We start from the raw sequence: 14,363 nt of genomic DNA, 5'->3' as shown, positions 1-14,363 counted from the left end.
CCGGTCGGCCCGCTAGGGTCTGTGCGCTACCTACAAAACCTCCGGAGGACTCATGGCGTTCGGCTGGATCGAGGAGCAGGCCGGGGCGCGCCGCCGGGCCGGGCTCGTACGGCGCCTCAGCCCGCGCCCCGCCGACTCCCCGCTGCTGGATCTGGCGAGCAACGACTACCTGGGCCTCGCCCGGCACCCCGAGGTGACCGAGGGCGCGGCGCGGGCCGCCCGCACCTGGGGCGGCGGCGCCACCGGCTCCCGGCTGGTCACCGGCACCACCGCGCTGCACGCCGAACTCGAACGCGAGTTGGCCGCGTTCTGCGGCTTCGAGGCGGCCCTGGTCTTCTCCTCCGGCTACGCCGCCAACCTGGCCGCGGTCACCGCGCTCGGCCCGCACGGCTCCCTCGTCGTCTCCGACGCGGGCAACCACGCCTCGCTCATCGACGGCTGCCGGCTCGCCCGGGGCGAGACCCAGGTCGTCGGGCACGCCGACCCGCAGGCGGTGCGCAAGGCCCTCGCCACGCACGCGGGACCGGCCATCGTGGTCTCGGACACCGTGTTCTCGGTCGACGGCGACCGGGCGCCGCTGGCCGCGCTGGCCGAGGCGTGCCGGGAGCGCGGCGCGGGACTCGTGGTGGACGACGCCCACGGCCTCGGCGTGCTGGGCGACGGCGGCCGCGGGGCGCCGCACGCGACCGGGCTCGCGGGCGCGCCGGACGTGGTGGTCACCGCGACCCTGTCCAAGTCGCTCGGCAGCCAGGGCGGGGTGGTCCTGGGTCCCGCGCGGGTGATCGACCACCTGGTCAACGCGGCCCGGACGTTCATCTTCGACACCGGCCTCGCGCCGGCGGCGGCCGGCGCGGCCCTCGCGGCCCTGCGGCTGCTCGGCCGGGAGCCCGAACGGGCGGCACGGGCCCGCGAGGTGGCGGGGGAGCTGCACGCGCGGCTGACCGCCGCGGGTCTGGAGTCGGTGCGTCCGGACGCCGCGGTGGTCTCCGTACGGGCCCCGTCCCCGGAGCAGGCGGTGCGCTGGGCGGCCGACTGCCGTACGGCAGGCCTGGCCGTGGGCTGTTTCCGTCCTCCCTCCGTGCCCGACGGCATCTCACGGCTGCGGCTGACCGCCCGCGCGGACCTCTCCGGGGCCGAGATCGCACACGCGGTGCGGGTGATCGGCGAGACGCGACCGTGAGTCGGCGGAACACGGCCGTGCTTCGCGGGTGAACAGGTCTCAGCGGAGCGCGGCCACGAAGCCGGCCCAGCTGGCGGCGGAGAAGAGCAGCGCGGGCCCGGCGGGGTCCTTCGAGTCGCGCACGGCGAGCAGTCCGGACCAGGGTCCGGAGCGCGGCCGTGCCGTCTCCACGCAGTTGTTGGCTCCCGTGCTGTAACTGCTGCGCGACCAGCGCACGTCGTACAGGTCGGTACTGGCAGGGACGTTCCGAGGCAGGGCAGACAATGGTGCCTCCTTACGCGCCGTCACCTATCCCGGCGATGTAGTCGAGCGAATCGTGGGGGGAAAGAGCGTGGCTCTGGAGGGTGCGGAAGGCCTCCGAGTACGCCCGGAGGTCTTCTTTCCGTTCCAGGTAGAGGCTACTCGTCAACTGGTCTAGAACAACCACATCGAGATCAGAAGTGCTCGGAAATGAGAAGATAACGAAAGGCCCGGTAAGGCCGACATGCGCTCCCGCCCCGAATGGCAGTACCTGGAGCCGTACTTGGGGCAGTCGGGCGGCGTCCATCAGCCGCTCCAGCTGGCGCGCCATCACCTCGGGACCGCCGACCTCGCGGCGCAGCACCGCCTCGTCCAGGACCGCGCACAGCTCCAGCGGCGGGTTCGAGCGCAGCACGTCCTGCCGGGCCAGGCGCACCTCCACCAGCGCGTCCAGGCGCTCCTCGGCCAGGTCCTTGACGGCCGCCCGGGTCACCGCGCGGGCGTACTCGGCCGTCTGGAGCAGGCCGGGCACGACGGTGGTCTCCAGGGTGCGCATCGCGCTGGCCTGCGACTCCAGGCTGATGAAGTCCCGGTACGTGGGCGGGAGCACCCCGCGGTAGGCGTGCCACCAGCGGTTGCGGTGGCCGTCGCCGGCCTCGGAGCCGGCCAGCATCAGCAGCAGCTCGCGCAGCTGGGCGTCCCGCACGGCGTAGGCGTCCAGAAGCAAGCGCAGATCGGCCGGTTTCACACCACTGGCGCCCGTCTCGATGCGGCTCACCTTCGACTGGTGCCAGCCGACCAGGCGGGCCGCCTCCCCACTGGTGAGCCCCGCACCGGTGCGCAGCGTGCGCAGTTCGGCACCCAATTTGCGGCGGCGCACTGCCGGCCCGTTCTGCATGGGCTCCTCCTTACTCCTCAGGGGCCGCCCCCATACGGTCTCCCGGCGCAGAGTTCACCGCATCGAGCGACAGATATATGCATATCTCGATGGATCGCTCCCCGTGACGGTCCGGTGATGGCAGTCTGACGAGGAAGCACCAGTCCGGGACCGTACTCGAACCATCCGCTCCATGTCGGACTTCGGTCCCGTGGGAAAGGGACGACGTCGCCATGGCAGACCAACTGGAAGCATCCGTCACTCTGCCCAGCGATCCCGCCTCGGTCGCCGCCGCGCGGTCGTACGTGGTGGGCACCCTGGCGGAGTGGGGCCTGCCGGCGGACACCGAGGCGGCGGACACCGTGCGGCTCATCGTCTCCGAACTGGCCACCAACGCCGTCCAGCACACCTTCGGGCGGTCCCCGACCTTCACGGTCGACATCGTGCTGGACCGCGACGAACGGCTGCGCATCGGCGTCACGGACAGTCATCCCCGCTTCCCGAAGAGACTGCCCGCGGCCGTGCAGCAGGACAACGGCCGTGGCATGGTCATCATCCGCTGGCTCACCGCCGAGTGCGGTGGCAGGCTCCGTGTCCGTCCCACCCGTGAGGGCGGCAAGACGGTCTCCATCGAGCTGCCCTGGACCGTCCCGGCCGAGCCGATGACGGCGGCGGGCCAGCAGGAGCCGTAGCGCGGAGCCGCGACACGTTCGTCCGGCGGGCGAGGGTGCCCCGTCCCGGCCGCCCATGGGCTGGAGGCGGTACCGGAGACGGGGGAAGCACGGGGAACGGCCCGGTGGCTGGAGTCGCTCCCGTGTGAAGGCGGGGTCAGCTGACCCGGCCGTACCAGACGCTCTTGGACCAGATCTTCTCCAGCCGCACCACGGCGCCGGTCTTCGGCGCGTGCCAGATCTTGCCGTGCCCGGCGTAGATGCCGACGTGGTAGACGTACGAGCCGTAGTGGAAGAACACCAGGTCACCGGCTCTGCGGCTGCCGGCGGAGATGTGGTGGGTCTTGTTGTACTGCTGGGCGGCGGTCCGCGGCAGCTTCTTGCCGGCCTTCTTGAACGAGTAGAGCGTCAGTCCCGAGCAGTCGAAGCGACGCGGTCCGGTGGCCCCCCACTGGTACGGGGCGCCCTTCTTGGACGCCGCGATGTTCAGGGCCTTCGTCGCCAGTGTCGCGGCCGAGGCGTCGGTGGCGAGGCCCGGGGCAGCGATCGAGCCGCCCACGGCGGCCAGAGTGAGGGCCGAAGCCGTACCGGCACGGGCCATCAGCGACGGGACACGATTGAGCGCAGTCATGCGCAACCCTTCGTCAGCCGCCTGTGAAGGATGACCTGTCGGATTCGGGCTGGCGAAGTAGCCCGGCCGCGTTGCCACGGCTTCACCCCAAGGGTCGCCCGGAGCGTTCGCCCGTCCGTGTCCACCGGACGGTCTTCCGCTTCGGCGACCCGCCTTGCCTGGGTCCTCCACTCCTGCCGATCCACTCCTGTCGACCGGTCATCCGGGCGGCGGCAGGATTCGGCGTCCGCCCGGATCGCCCCGCCGCGGCGGCGGGGTCTTGTCGTCAGACAGGGATCTTCACCCACAGCTGTCCGAAAATCCCAATGGAACCGGGAATATGTGGCGTTACTCACGACTCGCCCACTCGGGTGGACGCCGCGGTGATCGATGCTCCGTCAGTTCCCGTGCGTAGCCCCGGACCTGGGAAAAGACGGCCCTGAACGGAGCATGTACACGGCGCGCGCGCAACTCGGCAGAGCGGAAAACCGATTCGGATATACACCGGTCGGCGGTACGTCGTTCGGACCGTTTGGTGTCGGGACCCGGCGGATGCGCGGACGTCCCGCACCCGCCGGACCCGGCGTGCGTCCGGATCAGCCCACGGCGTCCGGCGGGAGCGCGACGCGAGCGGCCCGGCGCTCGCCGTCCAGCACCCGGAGGGCCCGTGCCAGCGTGCCCCCGTGCAGCTCCCGCTCGCCCCGCTCGTGCATCAGCTCCAGCGCGGCGCGCAGCTCTTCGGCCTTGCGCACCAGCGCCTGCGCGGCGCGCAGCCCGCGATAGGTGTCCCCGTCGCGCGCCGGGTTGATCCTGCCGAGCAGGTCGACCACCGCCAGATAGTGGTCGACCAGTTCACCCTCCGCCTGCGTCAGCGCGGGCAGCGGCGGCAGCTCCTCGGGCAGCACGGCCGGCTCACCGCTCGCCGGGGAGGTCGCGGCGGCTGGGCACCACGCCGTCCACCAGGCCGTACGACAGCGCGCCCGGCGCGTCCAGCATCAGGTCCCGCTCCAGGTCCCGGTGGACCTGTTCCTCGGTGCGCCCGGTGTGCCGGACCAGCATCTCCTCCATCAGGGTGCGCAGCCTGACCAGCTCCTCGGCCTGGATCAGCAGGTCGCTCGGCTGGCCCTGGGCCGGCTCGGGCAGCGCGGGCTGGGACAGCACCACCCGGGCGCCGGGCAGGGTGAACCGCTTGCCGGGGGTGCCGGCGGCCAGCAGCAGGGCGCCGACCGAGGCGGCCTGGCCCAGGCAGTAGGTCTGCACCTCGCAGGTGACGTACCGCATCGTGTCGTAGACCGCCGTCATGGCGTGGAACGAGCCGCCCGGGCAGTTCAGATACAGCGTGATGTCCCGGTCCGGGGCCAGGTGTTCGAGGTGCATGAACTGGGTGATCACATCGCCGGCCGCCGCCTCGTCCAGGGGCGTTCCGAGGAAGACGACCCGGTTCTCGAACAGCTTCGAGTAGGGATCGAGCCGCTGCTCCCCGAAGTTGGTGCGCTCGGTGAACTCGGGCAGGACGTAACGGGCGGACGGTCGGGACATCTGGGCACACCCCTCCTCATGGCGGAGACCGATGATCTCCGACTTCTGTACAGAATGTACAGGACGTACCAGCCGTTATGATGGGACCGGATTCTGGTGATCACGTCAAATGCCCAGGTCAGAGGGCCTTTTTGCTCCTCGCTGGTCACAGATGTCTCACAACTGTTCCTGGAACTGCGGCAACAAGGCCGAGATCCATCGGATGACCGGGCGGGTCGTCGAGTGCCCGATCGACGAGATGAACCGGCCGCGGGGATCCAGGGACGCCGCCCTGCGGATCCCGCCGACCTGGGGTTTTGCGTGGAGCGGGTCGAACTCGCACTCTCGGCTTGGGAAGTGACAGCGTTTGAGGAGCCGGATAGCGTCCGACCTGGCTGTACGTGCCTTGGTGTGCCGTCCGGGAGTGCACGATCGTGCCGTGTAACTGATCGTTTCAGAATGAGTTGAGCTGCAGGTCTTGCGCTTAGTGATCTTGGTCGGCAGGGTGTCCGGAGTGCGTGCTGATCTTGTTCCTGACGACTTGTGGGAGCGGGTGGCTCCGCTGCTGCCGCCCGCTCCCGAGCGGCGCCGCCGCCATCCGGGGCGGTTGCGTGTTCCCGACCGAATTGCACTCGCTGGCGTCCTGTATGTGTTGCGGACCGGTGTCGCCTGGCGTGACGTCCCCGCGGAGACTGTGGGCTGCTCCGGGATGACGGCCTGGCGCCGGCTGCGGGACTGGACCGAGGCCGGCGTCTGGCCATGCCTGCACGCCGACCTGCTGACCGAACTGCGCCGCGCCGACCTGCTGGACCTGGACGACTGCGCCGTGGACGGCTCGCACGTCCGGGCCCTCAAAGTCACGTCGGCCCATCGCCCGTCGATCGGGCCCGCCCCGGCTCCAAGCACCACTTGATCGTCGACCGTCACGGAACCCCGCTCGCCGTCACGCTCACCGGCGGCAACCGGCACGATGTCACCCAGCTCCTGCCCTTGTTGGACGCGGTCCCATCTATCCGGGGTCTGCGGGGACGCCCCCGCCGCAAGCCACGGCGACTGTACGCGGACCGGGGCTACGACTTCGACAAGTACCGCCGCCTGCTGTGGAAGCGTGGCATCAAACCCGTGATCGCCCGACGCGGTGTCGCCCATGGCTCCGGACTGGGCAAGGTCCGGTGGGTGGTCGAGCGCACCATCGCCTGGCTTCACGGCTTCCGGCGTCTACGCGTCCGCTGGGAACGACGCGACGACATCCACGAAGCCTTCCTCGGCCTCGCCACCTGTCTCATCACCCACCGACACGTCCAACGCCTTTGTTAGGACCTCTTATAGCGGAGGATCCGGTTGCGAGAGGTGCAGCGCTCGCCCATCTGGTGGAGGCCCAGAGGAAGGTCGCGGACGCACTCGCCCGGTCCAACGAGATGTGGCTGCTGACTCGGCCCCTGGGAGCGGACGAGCAGTACCGGGAGCCGGCCCTTCTGCGCGCGCCGGAGGCATCAGCAGGCCCAGAAGTGTTCGCTGCCTGATGGTGATGAGGCTTCGTGAAAATCCCCGGTCTCGCTCTTCGTTCCTCACTTCGTTGACTGATCGCCAGTGGGCCTGAGCCGACCATGTGGAGATCGTCAGGGCTGCTGCTCGTCAGCAGGAGGCTCCTCGGCAGTCATCACGCCCGCGTCGGCTTCCAGAAGACGCGGGCGTGCGACGGGCTCAGCCATTGGGGGCGTCCTGGCGAGGAAGTCAATCGCTCGACTGATGCCGGTCTCGGCGGGTACGCCGGCGTTACGAGCGGGGGTCTTGCGGCCATCCTTGTGCGTCGAATACGGCGATGGGGTCCAGGTAGTCGCGCCAGTGCGTCACCTTGCGGTCTTTGACGGTCACGACGGAGACGAAGCGGTTGTCGTATGGCCGTTCCGTCACTGCCGAAGTGCCGTGGACTTCGTACTCCAGGACGACCACCGAGGTCTCGGGGTCCCGGTGAACGCGGAGGTTGTCCGCGCTGTGCAGCTTGATGTAGTTGCCGTAGTCGCTGTACAGGTCGATGATCCCCTGGCGTCCCTCGACCCGGCGGGGGTAGCCCGGCACGGTGATCACGTACTCGAAGACCACGTCCTCGGCCAGCAGGGCGTAGTAGTCCTCCCCGTCGACCAGGCCGTCCAGCCCCTCCTTGATGATGCGGAAGAACGGGCTGTTCGCCCCGAAGGAAGCGTTGTCGTCAACGGTCTTGCTCACTTCGCCTCCGAGGTCCAGGCGTGGGCGCTGCGCTCGGCGAACGCGCGGAAGCCGGTCGCCGGACGGCCGGTGACTTTCTCGACGTCACCGGTGGGCGTGGCACCGTTGCCGGCGATGATGGCGCCGGTGAGCCAGCGCATCATCACCGCGTAGTCGGCGGGGACACCCGCGGCGAGCGCACCGGCAATCCACATCTCCTGGTCGAGGTCGTGGTAGGCGACGGGACGGCCGCTCACGGAAGCGATGATGTCCGCGACCTCCTGGAAGGTGAGGGCCTGCGGGCCGGTGAGCGAGTAGACGGCACCGGCGTGGGTCTCGGGGTCCAGCAGCGTCTGGGCCGCGACCGCCGCGATGTCGGCCGCGTCGACGAACGCCTCCCCTCCGCCGCCGCTCGGGACCATCATCACTCCGTCGATGATGGGGAGGTGGCCGTCGGCAAAGTTCTGCATCACCCACGACGTGCGCAGGACCGAGTGCGTGATGCCCTGCCGGGACGCCAGATCGGCCTCGACGGCCGCGATGTCGACCTCCGGCGGCGCCTGATCGGCGTTGTACACGCTCAGGTAGGTGACATGGCGCACGCCGGCCGCCTCGGCGAGGTCCAGGAAGGCCCTGACCTGGTCGGCGTAGCTGATACGCGCGGTGGGTGTCACCAGATAGAGACGGTCAACGCCGTCCAGGGCGGCCTTGTGGGTGGCAGGGTCGTCCCAGTCGAACCGGACGTCAGCCCCGCTACGCGCTGCGGTACGGGGGGTGATTCCTCGCTGGGCGAGTGCGTCGGCCAGCAGTGAACCGGACCGGCCGGTGCCGCCGAGGATGAGTGCGATGGGTGCTTCGTTGTTCATGGCTCCATGCTCGAAGCCCGGAGCGAGATAATCCATGTGCGATTCGCTCGATCTTTTACGTGAGGCTCTCATGCCTTGACCCTGGATGTTCGTTCTGGGCACGCTGATCCCATGGACCTGCTGACTGACCACTTGGTGCGGGCACGCGCCACCGGCGCGGTGTTCGCGCGGACAGTCGCCGAACCGCCGTGGGGCCTGCGGCTGGGCGGTTCGATACAGCTGTCGGTGCACACGGTCGTCCGCGGCCGCGGCTACCTCTGGCTGGACACCCCCGGCAGCACTGTGGAGCTCATCCCGGGAAGCGTCACGCTGGTTCGCGGCGGACCGGACCACTGCATCGGGCATGAGCCGGGCGCCGCCTGCCTGGAGCCGGAGGAGTTCCGGGCACGCCACGCCCAGACGCACCCCGGGGACAACCCGCAGGCCACCGTTTTCCTGTGCGGCGCCTACCAGTTCTCCGGCGACGTCGGCAGCGGGCTCCTGGACGCGCTGCCCCAGGTCATGACCCTCTCAGCGGCCGACGACGACCCCTTGCGGGACGTGATCACCTTGCTGTCCCGCGAACTGGTACGCAACGAACTCGCCCAGCAGATCGTCCTGGACCGCCTCCTGGACCTGCTCCTCGTCCTGGCCATCCGCAGCGACTTCCGCCGCAGCACGACCGCACCACGCTGGTACCGGGCCGCCGCGGACCCACGGCTGGGCCCCGCGCTGCAAGCCATCCACGACAACGCCGCCCACCCGTGGACGGTCCCCGAACTCGCCGAGATCAGCGGCCTGTCCCGGGCCGCCTTCGCGCGGGTGTTCAGGGAGGCACTTGGTCAGGCCCCGATGCAGTACCTGACCGAATGGCGCATGACCATCGCCCGCGACCACCTGCGCGCCGACGATCTCACCCTGCCCCAGATCGCCGACGCCGTCGGCTACGGTTCCCCCTTCGCTTTCGCCGCCGCCTTCCGCCGCCACCACGGAGAACCGCCCGGCATCTGGCGACAGAGAGGACGAGCGACCGCACAGACGCGGCTGCTCACCACGCACCACGGATCTTGATCAACGCCATGCCCGTTTCAACGTCTCATCCAGCGCGCCTCCTGGACTCCGTGTCCATGTCCTGGCTGCCGATCAACGGCTTGATCTGCGCGGAGGTTCTGGTGGTGCAGGGACGGCTCGCCACTGAGCAGACCGATCGCCGCGAGCTCGTATCCAAAGAGTCGCCTTCCGGCCGTGCCCCGGCATCAGCAGTGGGGGAATCGCGCGAGCACGTCTGTCCCCTGACTGAGCGGGGGTTGGGGACTTTCAAAGAGCGTCAACAATGGGGTGTGGGGCGGTCCTGTGGACGTGGAACTGGCGACGTGGCCGGGGCTGCCTTATGCGTTGCTCTTCCTGGAGTGGGAGGCGAGGTACCCGCTGGAGTGGACGCAGCATGCGAAGGCGTGGGGTACGAAGCAGAGCCTGATCCGGAAGGTGGCCCGTGCTCGCCAGGACGAAGCGATCAAGGCGAAGCTCACCGACCTGGTCGAGATCGTCGTCCACCGGGCGTATCGCTGCAAGGATCGCGAATACGTGCGGGTTGCCCGGGCTGTCGACAGCGCTGATCTACGGGGCAGGCTCGGTCGGGCGGCAGAGTCGGACAGTCCGTGGGCCCGGTGCCACGCCGGGTACGTGCCCTGGCTTCTTGATCGCCCTGACCTGCCGAACACCCGTCGTGTCTGGCAGACCTGGATTGCGGGCGAGGCCGCGGCGTAGCTGTGAGCGGGCGATGCAGGAAAGGTACTCGTGATCATGGAGTGCTCCACGTCCGTGACCTGCCTGGAAGACCGTGCCTGCCGACGCATCATCCTTGATCCCGCCTGCCCTTGACCGGCTCCGCGAGCAGTCCGACGTCGGGCCCGGGGAGGTGCCTGGCCTGCTGGAGCGGTTGGCTCAGGTGCCGGATCCGCGTGATCCGCGCGGCGTGCGCCATACTCTGGCCGTCGTGCTCACGCTGACCGCCTGCGCGGTGCTGACTGGCGCCACCTCGCTACTGGCGGTCGGCGAGTGGATCGCGGACGCGCCGCCGCACGTGCTGGAGCGACTCGGCGTGCGCCCCGATCCATTACTGCCCCGAAGGCTCGTGCCCTCGGAGGCGACGGTCCGTCGGCTGCTTGCCCGCATCGACGGTGATGCCCTGGACCAGGCGGTGGGCAGATGGCTTGCCGACCGCCAGCCTGAGGTTCCCCCGCAGTGCGGGAGTGGCTGACTAGCTGGTCAGGGCAGGTTGACGTGGTTTCAGGTTCACTTGTTCGGTCGCTGTCTGGTCGGCGTAGTGCTTCTCCTCGTACTCGATCGGGCTGAGGTAGCCGAGCCGTTTCTGGATGCGGCGGGGGTTGTAGGTCGCCGACCGAGCCCCCTTTAGGTGACGGCTCACTGATCCGGCGCTGGCCCGGTTAGCCTCCGGCCTGTGCTCCTTGGCCCGAGATCAACGGCTCAGCGTTAGCCGTTGTCCCCGCTCCGGCTCCATGATCGTTCTCGCCGATGACCACGGTTCCATTGATCCCCAAAGCCAGATATCCCCGGCCTTCGGGCCCGGGTCGGCGCGCTGACCGGAGCTGCCCGCCGTTTCGGGCGGGTCCGCCCGAAACGGCGCCGGGCCGACGGCGCCGATGAGCAGTCTGGCGTGTACGGGCGGCGTCCGTTCTGCCTCGCGCCACCGTCATGATCCCGCGCGCCCCGTCGTACTCCTGTATGCCCTCGCGGGTTACGCCAACCGCTTCTAGGTTCAGGTTCAGCGCTACTGCAAGGAGGAATACGCGTGATCCGTAAGGCTGCTGCTGCCACGCTCGTCGGCATGGCACTGCTCTTGTCCTTTGCTGGGCCATCGACCGCCGGCGCGCAGGGCAAGGAACTCACCTGTAACACCGGGGTCACCAATGAGGGAACGTATGGCTTCGCTCACTGCGTGAACCACACCAACCGAGCTATCGCCTTCCGTGCCAAGGTGGTCTGCGGCTGGGAGGCCGACCATAACGGTGACTGGGTGACGTTGAATCCCGGTCAGGAGGGCTGGTCCGGCGCCTGGTGCAACGGCCCGATCGGCACGGGTGTGGGCAGCGTGGACTGGGAAGAGGGCTGAGGCTGCTGTTCCTGGGCCCGGTGTTCGTGTTGCTGCTGCTGTGTCTGTTGGGGGGAGCGTACGAGCACCGGGCCTTTGGTTTGTTCCAAGATCAACTACTGGCGGCTTCTGGGCTTACCTCGGCGATCCCCCCACCCGGGCCGGACAGCACAGTGCGCCGGGACCGGGGTGGTCTCGGCGCACGGGCGGATGGGCGGGCGGGGGCTACCTCCGGGCGGGCTCCGGGGTGCCGACGGCGATGCGGGCGCCGACCAGCTGCCCGGCCTGGGTGGCGGTGCGCAGTGCCCTGGCGGTGGTCTTGGTGTCGTGGGCGCGGGGATCGAGCCCGCCGACGTTGCCGACGTACAGCACGGCCCAGCCGTAGCGGGCGGCCTGGGGGAGCCGTCGGGCAGGTCGACGGACCCGTGTAGAACTTCCCACCGTCGGGGTCGAGGACCAGCAGCCCGTCCTCGCCGGCCGGGCCGTGCCCGAGCAGCAGCACGCCGATCCACTCGGCGACCTGCGGCGGGGCCTGGCGCAGCCGGGTGACCAGGTGGAAGCCGCGTGCCAGCAGGTGGCTGGCGACCACGTTGGTCAGCTCGCCGGAGCCGTCGTTGACGACGTACGCCTTGCCGACGGTCTCGGCGACCAGGAGCGGCAGGTCGGCGCCGCCGTGGTCGAGGACGGTGGCGGTCATCGTCATGGCGTAGCCGTCGGTGGGCTCGGCCGGGGCGAAGTCGTCGCCCATCTCGATGGCCTCGGATATCTCCTCCAAAGAGGGTCTGTACGGTGAGTGGTGTAACTCCCGAGCTGGAAGCGACAGTTGATGACTGACGTGACGAGTGACACCGAGGCCGGGAAGGCCGCTGTGAGTGGGCCGGGCGCCGTGGACGACGGGCTGGTCGCCGAGCTGGTTGCCCGGGCTCAGGCCGGCGGGGTGAAGCTCACCTGGGAGGGCGGCCTGCTGCAGCAGCTGACCAAGCGGGTGCTGGAGTCCGCGCTGGAGGGTGAGCTCACCGATCATCTGGGGCACGAGCCCGGTGAGCGGGCTGAGGGCGGCCGGGACAACTATCGCAACGGGCACCGCTCCAAGACGGTGATCACCGAGTCGGGGCCGGTCGAGATCGCTGTGCCGCGGGACCGGGCGGGGTCGTTCGAGCCGCAGATGGTCAAGAAGCGGCAGCGGCGTCTGGGCGGGGTGGACGAGATGGTCCTGTCGCTGTCGGCGAAGGGGCTGACGTATCGGGAGATCTCCGCGCATCTCGCCGAGGTGTACGGCGCGGAGATCTCCAAGTCCACGATATCTGACCCTGCGCACCCAGTAGGAGGGGATCCGCCCATGACCGCATCCACGGCCACCCGGCGCGCGTACCGTGAAGTGACGACCCGCCGGGAGGACCAGATGAGCGCGCAGCCCGACCACGCCCCCGTCACGCCGTACGCCCCCGCCCCGGGAGCTCCGGCCGAACTCCTCGCCCAGCTGCGCGCCGACCGGCGCGCGGACACCTGGGTGCCGGCCTTCGAGCGGGAGTGGGCGGCTGCCCTCGAGGAATCGCGGCGCACGTTCTCCCTCGGTGGGCTGTACGAGGTCGTCCAGGAGTGGCAGGGCCGCCTCGCCTCCGCCCCGGCGGTCGACGCGTTCGTCGCCTCCGGTTACGACGACAGCGAGTTCATCGACATGGCGGAGCTCCGCAGGCGGCGCCGGTGACCCCACAGCAGCCGTACGCGGTCCGCTTCTCCGCCCCCCGGCCGCGAAGGTCCTCGACACCCTGCCCGAACACGTCGAAGACATGGTGTGGGACGTCCTGGACGCAGCCGCCGGCGATCCGTGGGGCTTCCGGCAGTGGAACACGGAGGACCCCGAGGGCAAGGACGTCCGTCACGCCTCCGTCGGCCAGCTCTCCCTCACCTACTGGGTGAACCGGCCCCTGCGCCGCCTGTCCGTCTTCACCATCACCTGGCTCGGATAGCCACCCGTGCAGGCGCTCTGACCCCGGCATCGCAACTGCCGGGGTCAGGGCGTTTCCGATCGTAGCCACGGCCGTATCCACCGGTTGCCACCCGGGCGGCAACCGGTAGTCACCAGCGGCCGCGGGGCCGTTCGGCACCGAGCTGGACCTCGCGCCGGCACTCCGGGCAGTCTGGCAGGCCCTCCACGCGGCGCGGACTGTCGCCCTTCACCCAGTAGAACCCGCACAGCGCCTTGTTCGAGTAGAGGTCCACCTGATCGGCCTCGGAGGCGTGCGAGCCGTAGCCCGGCACCATCCAGGTGAACGTCGCCTCCCCGTCGTACGGCGCGCCCTCCGGCCAGTCGTACACCGGCTCGGTCGTGGTGCAGCGCATCCGCAGATCAGGTCCCGTCCAGCGCTTGCCGTACCGGATCTGCGAGCTGGCATCGACCGCGTCCGCGAGACGCTCGAAGGACAGGTCGTAGTCCCTCATGTGATCCCACGAACCCGGCTTCTGCTCGCGCATCAGCGAGCGGAACATCAGCAGCAGCCGCGCCAGGTCGTGCTGGTCGACCCGGACCGTGTGCGTCTCCGGGTCGTAGCCGTACGTCGGGTCGTGGGCCAGCTTCTTCGGCATCGGTCCTCGTTCGCGTTGCTACGGCGGTCAGCCCACCGCAGGGCCTGCGGTGCGGCTGGATGCTCAACGACACGGGCCCGCCGGAGCCACGTCGACCTCCGCCGTCCGTGCGCCGGCCGAACCGCCGTGGGCCTCGCGTCTCAGGCTTGCGGCGGCGTTGCGCCGGGCAGCTCCCCGGAGAAGGGCCACCACTGCTCGATGGTCCACACGGCGACGCTGGAGCGGTCGGTGGACATCCGCAGCCACACCTCCTCGCCGCCGGGCATGAGCGCCACCTCCAGGTGCGCCTCGTCCCACGTGCCCACCGGGTACATCCACTGGACGCCGTCGGGCCACGTCCGCATCGCCCGTGCGCACGCTCAGCGCCGCGGCGAAGGCGTCCAAAATGGCTTTATTCACGAGAACGGGTTCTGGTCCACTTCTTGTGTGGTGACGGGTTGTCACGAGGTAGGGGCGTGATGGTTCACCGCCGCGGCGACAGGCCACGGTGCCCGAAGCTTCGCAGTGGTCTCCCGAGGG

At 69.7% G+C, this 14,363-nt stretch carries 21 protein-coding genes, 1 pseudogene and 1 riboswitch; of the genes and pseudogenes, 11 read left to right on the top strand and 11 right to left on the bottom strand.

The features are described 5' to 3' along the window. Positions 1 to 52 precede the first annotated feature (52 nt). Entirely contained in the window at positions 53 to 1,180 is a 1,128-nt protein-coding gene (locus tag ACWDD7_RS23135) for an 8-amino-7-oxononanoate synthase (protein WP_450458729.1), read from the top strand. Between the two features lie 39 nt (positions 1,181 to 1,219). Here the strand turns inward: ACWDD7_RS23135 and ACWDD7_RS23130 are convergent, their stop codons facing one another. Both ACWDD7_RS23130 and ACWDD7_RS23125 read right to left on the bottom strand, forming a co-directional pair. Beyond that, a complete protein-coding gene (locus ACWDD7_RS23130; protein ID WP_392214305.1) occupies positions 1,220 to 1,444 on the bottom strand; it encodes a DUF397 domain-containing protein in 225 nt (74 codons plus the stop codon). Positions 1,445 to 1,454: 10 nt separating this feature from the next. Beyond that, positions 1,455 to 2,318 carry a helix-turn-helix domain-containing protein gene (locus ACWDD7_RS23125; protein ID WP_450458727.1) on the bottom strand — a complete coding sequence of 288 codons (864 nt, stop codon included), beginning with the start codon at positions 2,316 to 2,318 and terminating at the stop codon, positions 1,455 to 1,457. Between the two features lie 212 nt (positions 2,319 to 2,530). Between ACWDD7_RS23125 and ACWDD7_RS23120 the strand changes: the two genes are divergently transcribed. Next, complete coding sequence (locus ACWDD7_RS23120) at positions 2,531 to 2,989, top strand: ATP-binding protein (protein WP_450458726.1); 459 nt, start codon at positions 2,531 to 2,533, stop codon at positions 2,987 to 2,989. Between the two features lie 136 nt (positions 2,990 to 3,125). On the opposite strand, the gene ACWDD7_RS23115 is transcribed toward ACWDD7_RS23120, so the two are convergent. The 3 genes from ACWDD7_RS23115 to ACWDD7_RS23105 form a co-directional block, all read right to left on the bottom strand. Continuing rightward, on the bottom strand, positions 3,126 to 3,599 hold the full coding sequence (locus tag ACWDD7_RS23115; protein WP_351867528.1) for a C40 family peptidase: 474 nt from the start codon (positions 3,597 to 3,599) through the stop codon (positions 3,126 to 3,128). 3 nt (positions 3,600 to 3,602) lie between these two features. Then, a riboswitch (cyclic di-AMP (ydaO/yuaA leader) is annotated at positions 3,603 to 3,756 on the bottom strand. Between the two features lie 418 nt (positions 3,757 to 4,174). Continuing rightward, a complete protein-coding gene (locus tag ACWDD7_RS23110; protein ID WP_285558607.1) occupies positions 4,175 to 4,483 on the bottom strand; it encodes a hypothetical protein in 309 nt (102 codons plus the stop codon). Positions 4,484 to 4,490: 7 nt separating this feature from the next. Further along, a complete protein-coding gene (locus ACWDD7_RS23105; RefSeq protein ID WP_450458725.1) occupies positions 4,491 to 5,117 on the bottom strand; it encodes an ATP-dependent Clp protease proteolytic subunit in 627 nt (208 codons plus the stop codon). Positions 5,118 to 5,610: 493 nt separating this feature from the next. On the opposite strand from ACWDD7_RS23105, the gene ACWDD7_RS23100 reads away from it, so the two are divergent. Beyond that, positions 5,611 to 6,413 (top strand): IS5 family transposase gene (locus ACWDD7_RS23100; protein ID WP_450458724.1). Its coding sequence is split into 2 segments (ribosomal slippage): positions 5,611 to 5,956 and positions 5,956 to 6,413, totalling 804 coding nucleotides; the frame shifts between segments, so codons are not numbered across the junction. A 459-nt stretch (positions 6,414 to 6,872) separates the two neighbouring features. Here the strand turns inward: ACWDD7_RS23100 and ACWDD7_RS23095 are convergent. Both ACWDD7_RS23095 and ACWDD7_RS23090 read right to left on the bottom strand, forming a co-directional pair. Beyond that, positions 6,873 to 7,322 (bottom strand): nuclear transport factor 2 family protein, encoded by a 450-nt coding sequence (locus ACWDD7_RS23095; RefSeq protein ID WP_450458722.1) that lies wholly within the window; start codon positions 7,320 to 7,322, stop codon positions 6,873 to 6,875. Next, complete coding sequence (locus ACWDD7_RS23090; protein WP_450458721.1) at positions 7,319 to 8,167, bottom strand: NmrA family NAD(P)-binding protein; 849 nt, start codon at positions 8,165 to 8,167, stop codon at positions 7,319 to 7,321. Before ACWDD7_RS23090 ends, ACWDD7_RS23095 begins: the two co-directional genes overlap by 4 nt. Positions 8,168 to 8,278: 111 nt before the next feature. On the opposite strand from ACWDD7_RS23090, the gene ACWDD7_RS23085 reads away from it, so the two are divergent. The 3 genes from ACWDD7_RS23085 to ACWDD7_RS23075 all read left to right on the top strand — a co-directional run bounded on the left by ACWDD7_RS23085 (position 8,279) and on the right by ACWDD7_RS23075 (position 10,406). Beyond that, complete coding sequence (locus ACWDD7_RS23085) at positions 8,279 to 9,217, top strand: cupin domain-containing protein (protein ID WP_450458720.1); 939 nt, start codon at positions 8,279 to 8,281, stop codon at positions 9,215 to 9,217. A gap of 288 nt (positions 9,218 to 9,505) precedes the next feature. Next, positions 9,506 to 9,913 (top strand): hypothetical protein, encoded by a 408-nt coding sequence (locus ACWDD7_RS23080; RefSeq protein WP_450458719.1) that lies wholly within the window; start codon positions 9,506 to 9,508, stop codon positions 9,911 to 9,913. A 94-nt stretch (positions 9,914 to 10,007) separates the two neighbouring features. After that, positions 10,008 to 10,406 carry a transposase family protein gene (locus ACWDD7_RS23075; RefSeq protein WP_450458718.1) on the top strand — a complete coding sequence of 133 codons (399 nt, stop codon included), beginning with the start codon at positions 10,008 to 10,010 and terminating at the stop codon, positions 10,404 to 10,406. On the opposite strand, the gene ACWDD7_RS23070 is transcribed toward ACWDD7_RS23075, so the two are convergent. Beyond that, entirely contained in the window at positions 10,407 to 10,574 is a 168-nt protein-coding gene (locus ACWDD7_RS23070; RefSeq protein ID WP_450458717.1) for a hypothetical protein, read from the bottom strand. 384 nt (positions 10,575 to 10,958) lie between these two features. On the opposite strand from ACWDD7_RS23070, the gene ACWDD7_RS23065 reads away from it, so the two are divergent. Then, a complete protein-coding gene (locus tag ACWDD7_RS23065; protein ID WP_395484412.1) occupies positions 10,959 to 11,279 on the top strand; it encodes a hypothetical protein in 321 nt (106 codons plus the stop codon). Positions 11,280 to 11,483: 204 nt separating this feature from the next. On the opposite strand, the gene ACWDD7_RS23060 is transcribed toward ACWDD7_RS23065, so the two are convergent. Continuing rightward, a complete protein-coding gene (locus tag ACWDD7_RS23060) occupies positions 11,484 to 11,630 on the bottom strand; it encodes a hypothetical protein (RefSeq protein ID WP_450458716.1) in 147 nt (48 codons plus the stop codon). Positions 11,631 to 11,742: 112 nt separating this feature from the next. Between ACWDD7_RS23060 and ACWDD7_RS23055 the strand changes: the two genes are divergently transcribed. The 4 genes and pseudogenes from ACWDD7_RS23055 (at position 11,743) to ACWDD7_RS23040 (ending at position 13,228) form a co-directional block, all read left to right on the top strand. Continuing rightward, a complete protein-coding gene (locus ACWDD7_RS23055) occupies positions 11,743 to 12,051 on the top strand; it encodes a hypothetical protein (RefSeq protein WP_450458715.1) in 309 nt (102 codons plus the stop codon). A gap of 33 nt (positions 12,052 to 12,084) precedes the next feature. Next, positions 12,085 to 12,564 (top strand): annotated as a pseudogene (locus ACWDD7_RS23050) (transposase); the annotation flags it as partial. 96 nt (positions 12,565 to 12,660) lie between these two features. Beyond that, positions 12,661 to 12,966, top strand: coding sequence for a DUF6247 family protein (locus ACWDD7_RS23045; protein WP_450458824.1), 306 nt, complete (start codon positions 12,661 to 12,663; stop codon positions 12,964 to 12,966). 82 nt (positions 12,967 to 13,048) lie between these two features. Next, on the top strand, positions 13,049 to 13,228 hold the full coding sequence (locus ACWDD7_RS23040; RefSeq protein ID WP_450458714.1) for a hypothetical protein: 180 nt from the start codon (positions 13,049 to 13,051) through the stop codon (positions 13,226 to 13,228). 109 nt (positions 13,229 to 13,337) lie between these two features. Here the strand turns inward: ACWDD7_RS23040 and ACWDD7_RS23035 are convergent, their stop codons facing one another. Together ACWDD7_RS23035 and ACWDD7_RS23030 are read right to left on the bottom strand one after the other, a co-directional pair. After that, positions 13,338 to 13,844: a hypothetical protein gene (locus tag ACWDD7_RS23035; protein WP_450458713.1), complete on the bottom strand. Its 507-nt coding sequence runs from the start codon at positions 13,842 to 13,844 to the stop codon at positions 13,338 to 13,340. Positions 13,845 to 13,984: 140 nt separating this feature from the next. Next, positions 13,985 to 14,188, bottom strand: coding sequence for a hypothetical protein (locus ACWDD7_RS23030; protein WP_450458712.1), 204 nt, complete (start codon positions 14,186 to 14,188; stop codon positions 13,985 to 13,987). Between the last annotated feature and the right edge of the window lie 175 nt (positions 14,189 to 14,363).

This window comes from Streptomyces sp. NPDC001056 (genome assembly GCF_053598955.1).
Note: the sequence above shows the minus strand (reverse complement) of the source record. Positions and strands in the feature narration are given on the sequence as shown.

Coding starts and splice junctions, on each gene's coding strand:
- ACWDD7_RS23135 (WP_450458729.1), top strand. CDS start 53: ATGGCGTTCGGCTGGATCGAGGAGCAGGCCGGGGCGCGCCGCCGGGCC.
- ACWDD7_RS23125 (WP_450458727.1), bottom strand. CDS start 2,318: ATGCAGAACGGGCCGGCAGTGCGCCGCCGCAAATTGGGTGCCGAACTG.
- ACWDD7_RS23120 (WP_450458726.1), top strand. CDS start 2,531: ATGGCAGACCAACTGGAAGCATCCGTCACTCTGCCCAGCGATCCCGCC.
- ACWDD7_RS23115 (WP_351867528.1), bottom strand. CDS start 3,599: ATGACTGCGCTCAATCGTGTCCCGTCGCTGATGGCCCGTGCCGGTACG.
- ACWDD7_RS23105 (WP_450458725.1), bottom strand. CDS start 5,117: ATGTCCCGACCGTCCGCCCGTTACGTCCTGCCCGAGTTCACCGAGCGC.
- ACWDD7_RS23090 (WP_450458721.1), bottom strand. CDS start 8,167: ATGAACAACGAAGCACCCATCGCACTCATCCTCGGCGGCACCGGCCGG.
- ACWDD7_RS23085 (WP_450458720.1), top strand. CDS start 8,279: ATGGACCTGCTGACTGACCACTTGGTGCGGGCACGCGCCACCGGCGCG.
- ACWDD7_RS23045 (WP_450458824.1), top strand. CDS start 12,661: ATGAGCGCGCAGCCCGACCACGCCCCCGTCACGCCGTACGCCCCCGCC.
- ACWDD7_RS23040 (WP_450458714.1), top strand. CDS start 13,049: ATGGTGTGGGACGTCCTGGACGCAGCCGCCGGCGATCCGTGGGGCTTC.
- ACWDD7_RS23035 (WP_450458713.1), bottom strand. CDS start 13,844: ATGCCGAAGAAGCTGGCCCACGACCCGACGTACGGCTACGACCCGGAG.
- ACWDD7_RS23030 (WP_450458712.1), bottom strand. CDS start 14,188: ATGCGGACGTGGCCCGACGGCGTCCAGTGGATGTACCCGGTGGGCACG.